Source organism: Siphonobacter sp. (assembly GCF_048595215.1).
In the GTDB taxonomy this organism is placed as follows: Bacteria; Bacteroidota; Bacteroidia; order Cytophagales; family Spirosomataceae; genus Siphonobacter.
The window spans coordinates 1-4,351 of record NZ_JBMDWJ010000130.1; the positions used below are offsets into that span (position 1 = coordinate 1).

Sequence of the window (4,351 nt, forward strand, 5' to 3'; positions counted from 1 at the left end):
GTTATAACCCGAATACTTGGAAAGCGTTTGATTGTGCTGATCCTTGTACATAAGCTTACCTGCAGCGGAACGAGGCACAATCAGATCCGCTATTTTCTCGGCTAATACTACCTCTCCACCTCCATTGTATCGTTCATCAAAAATCAAATCGGTTACGCCATTCGCTTTAAAATAGGCAAAAGCTTCGTCCAGCTCCGCTGCAGCAGTAGCTCCCAAGAAACTACTAAAAGCGATATACCCAACCTTCTTGCCATTCTGACTGATGATACTACGCGTCAGTACGGGATTGGTCTGATACGAAGTAACCTTCAGGGTTAGGGTCTGCGTCGTACCATCCGGCTTTTTAAAAGCTACCTGCGTAGACTCTTTAAAAAGGGCTTTCGAAAGGGCATCTATGTTGGCCGTATTAGCCGTAATACCATCGACCGACGTAATCTGCCAGCCCCGTTGCACGCCTTGTTTTCCAGGATCGGAGTTCTTGTACACAAACGCTACCCGTAAATCATTGGCAGCAACAAAGCCAAAACTGATGCCTAAGTCGCCACTCGCTCCTGAAGCCACATCATCCCACTTTTCCTTGGTCATCGCAAAACTCCAGCGGTCCAGGTTTTTGCCATTGGTTCCCAGTGGGCTATAGGTACGCACCTTTTCCATGACCGCTTCTGGCGAATCATAACTAGTAGGATTAAAACTAGCTAAGGAAGGAAGTCGGTCGTTCCACAGATAATAGGTTTTTGAATAGAGGTAAACGCTGTCTCGTACATCCGCTGTCGCTTTAGGCCCATCGTTTTCATTGTCTTTCTTACACGACGAAGCCAGTGTGCCCAGTAAAAGGATCGTTACGGCATAGTGCAGTGCTTTCATTCAGGATACAGTATTTTGTAGTAAGGATTGGTATCAAAAGCTATAGATAACTGTAATCCAACCCATAATATTTCATTTTAAGCACTTTTTAAAGCTAAAAAGCCAGTCTTTCACAAGACTGGCTTTTTAGAAAAAAATAATATGCCGGATCGTTAGAGTACCGTTTCTAAATCCCGTTTGAATTCCACCAGCAGCATTTCCTTCACGGCTACTTTCCGCTTCTGCGTATTCACCTTCTGGAAAAGAGCTTTATCAGCGGCTACATAAGCCCGGATTCGGCCGTCAAACTCCAGGTATTGTTCCAGATCGCCTTTTTCCTTGCGTACCAGATATTCCATCTGATAAATCTGAATTTTCAGCTGATCACGCTTCGGCTTCTCGTCGAAATCCGGATAACGATAGCCAATCACCCGACGCAAATAATTCAACTCAAATACTTTATCGCAGGCTAAGCGGAATTTCTCGGCCACGTTCCGGTCCAGGGTTTTCACCTTCGGAGCGAGGTCTTTCCACTTCACCAGCAATTCCTTGGCCCGATCAGAGGCTTTGGAAATAACATCCTGATGAACGGATGCCGTTAGCGTTTCCGCTTCAGCCGCAATATTTTGTAGCTCCTGTAAACGGGGGTCTACCCGAGGACGGGGCGTAATGCCTTTCATGGCATTATAACGATCAAAGAAAATGGTCGTCGCCTTCTTGAAGCGTTTCCACAGTTTACTTTGCCGCTTGGGAGGTACGGGGCCAACGGTTTTCCACTCATTCTGTAGCTGACGAACCCGTACAAAGGCTTCATCAAACTCCGTACTCCGCATTAATTTCTCCGACTCGGCAACGATGTCTTCGAGTTTATCAAAGCGTTCATCAATGATCCGATTTTGTTCGGCGTAGTATTCGCGACGGCGTTGAAAGAAATCATCCGAAATCCGATCGAAACCACCCTCGATTTCATCGTGATACGGTTTATCGACCGGTCCGGTTTTTAGCCATTTGGTTTTGATCTCCTGGATTTTGTCCGTGGCTTCATTCCAGTCGGGAATAGCCGTAGCAGCCTGATGGACCTCTTCGAGCAGGGCTCGTTTAATTTCCAGATTTTTTACCTGATTGGAAGAAATTAGCTCGCGAAGGTACGTTTCCAGCTTATCGAGCATAGCCAGCAAAGGCGGAAAATCGCCAAGGCCGTCGAACTCCAGTAGGTTTTTGCGTAATTGCAAAAGTTTAGTCAGGTACGAGCCCTTGTTTTGGGCTTCCTGTACATCCTGGTGAAGCTGAATGACTTTTTGCTGAGCTAACTGAAATCGATTACGGAAATAATCTAACGCTTCTTCTTCTGTATTGCGTACGTAGCCAATTTCCCGGTCGGGATAGCCATCGTAGCCTTTCAGATAAACTTTTCCTTCTTTTGTGTAACCGTGGGTATCTTCTACGTACCGGTTGGGTGTGATGGTGGTCTCCATGGGTTTTTGAGGGATGAGACTGGGCAAACGGTCCTGAACGCCTTACTTTTGCCAGTGCTGATATTCAAGCAACAAATAAAACAAAAAATGAGTAACGAAACCATAATCTTTTCGATGTCTCGGGTGAGTAAAGTAATTCCACCCAGTCGAACGATCATTAAAAACATTTCTCTTTCCTTTTTCTACGGTGCCAAAATTGGGATTCTGGGTCTGAACGGTTCAGGAAAATCGACGCTGATGCGAATCATCGCCGGCATCGATAAAAGTTACCAGGGAGAAGTGGTCTTTTCACCGGGTTATTCGGTAGGTATGCTGGAGCAGGAACCCCAGCTGGATCCCGAAAAAACCGTTCGTCAGATCGTCGAAGAAGGTGCCGCCGAAGTGGTAGGTTTACTCAAGGAATTCGAGGAAATCAATGAAGCATTTGGTGATCCCGATGCGGACTTTGACAAGCTGCTGGCCCGTCAGGGAGAAGTGCAGGAAAAACTCGACGCCCTGGATGCTTGGGAGCTGGATACGAAACTTGAACGGGCTATGGACGCCCTGCGTTGTCCGCCCGAAGACGCCAAAATCGGTGTACTCTCTGGTGGAGAGCGTCGTCGGGTGGCCCTGTGCCGTTTGTTACTCCAAGAACCTGACGTTCTGCTACTTGATGAGCCGACTAACCACCTGGATGCTGAATCAGTACTCTGGCTGGAAGAACACTTGCGGCAGTATAAAGGTACCGTCATTGCCGTTACCCACGACCGCTACTTCTTGGACAACGTAGCGGGCTGGATTCTGGAACTGGATCGGGGCGAAGGTATTCCCTGGAAAGGAAATTATACGTCCTGGTTGGAGCAGAAACAGAAACGACTTTCGCAGGAAGAAAAGCAGGAGTCCAAGCGTCAGAAGACCCTGCAACGTGAGCTGGACTGGGTTCGCATGGCTCCCAAGGCTCGCCAGGCTAAATCGAAGGCTCGTTTAGGTGCGTACGAACGGCTCTTAAACGAGGATGTCAGAGAGCGGGAAGACAAATTGGAGATCTTTATTCCGGCGGGTCCCCGTTTGGGCAGTAAGGTCATCGAAATTGAGCAGGTGTCGAAAGCCTACGGCGATAAAATTCTTTTTGAAAATTTAACCTTTTCGCTTCCTCCCGCGGGGATTGTCGGCGTAATCGGGCCGAACGGTGCCGGGAAAACGACGCTTTTCAAGTTACTGACGGGTCAGGAACAACCCGATTCGGGTACGGTTGAAGTCGGCGAGACGGTTCAACTGGCTTACGTCGATCAGTTACACGACAACCTGAAGGCGGACAAGTCGGTTTACGAAACCATTTCGGGTGGTAACGACCCGATGCTGTTGGGTGGCCGGATGGTTAACGCCCGGGCGTACGTGAGTCGTTTCAACTTTGGCGGTTCGGATCAGGAAAAGAAGATTTCGAACCTGTCCGGCGGTGAGCGGAACCGCGTCCACCTGGCCATGATGCTGAAAGAAGGTTCGAACCTGCTGCTCTTAGATGAGCCGACCAACGACCTCGACATTAACACCTTGCGGGCGTTGGAAGAAGGTCTGGAAAACTTTGCGGGTTGTGCTGTCATTATTTCCCACGACCGCTGGTTCCTCGACCGGATTGCCACGCATATTCTGGCCTTTGAAGGCGATTCACAGGTATACTACTTCGAAGGAAACTTTAGCGAGTACGAAGAAAACCGCCGTAAACGTCTGGGTACGGACGCTACACCGAAGCGGATTAAGTACAAAAAACTGGTATAATCAGGTTAGGGGAATACGTTATAAGCGTATTCCCTAACTTTTCTAAGACCTAGGATGCATTACGTACATTCGCAACGCCAGTAGTAGAAGATAGACAAGTAAAGGCCCCAGCAAAATCAGCCAAGCCGGGGTCGAGAAACACCGAAAACTGGGCGTAAAGACCGTTGTATAGAGGACATAACTACGGGGAAACCCCAGGGTCCAGGGTATCCGTTTGGGCGTTAGCCGACCCGTTCTGATCAGGGAAATTTGACTGACTATCATTCCCACGTACAGCA

At 48.4% G+C, this 4,351-nt stretch carries 3 protein-coding genes; 1 reads left to right on the plus strand and 2 read right to left on the minus strand.

Annotated elements, in window-relative coordinates; genetic code table 11:
- Together ACOJTG_RS07650 and ACOJTG_RS07655 are read right to left on the minus strand one after the other, a co-directional pair.
- On the minus strand, positions 1-864 hold an 864-nt coding region (locus ACOJTG_RS07650), incomplete at its 3' end, for a S41 family peptidase (RefSeq protein ID WP_420153267.1).
- Between the two features lie 152 nt (positions 865-1,016).
- Entirely contained in the window at positions 1,017-2,318 is a 1,302-nt protein-coding gene (locus tag ACOJTG_RS07655) for a DUF349 domain-containing protein (protein WP_420153268.1), read from the minus strand.
- 87 nt (positions 2,319-2,405) lie between these two features.
- On the opposite strand from ACOJTG_RS07655, the gene ettA reads away from it, so the two are divergent.
- Positions 2,406-4,073: an energy-dependent translational throttle protein EttA gene (ettA, locus tag ACOJTG_RS07660; protein WP_420153269.1), complete on the plus strand. Its 1,668-nt coding sequence runs from the start codon at positions 2,406-2,408 to the stop codon at positions 4,071-4,073.
- Positions 4,074-4,351 lie beyond the last annotated feature (278 nt).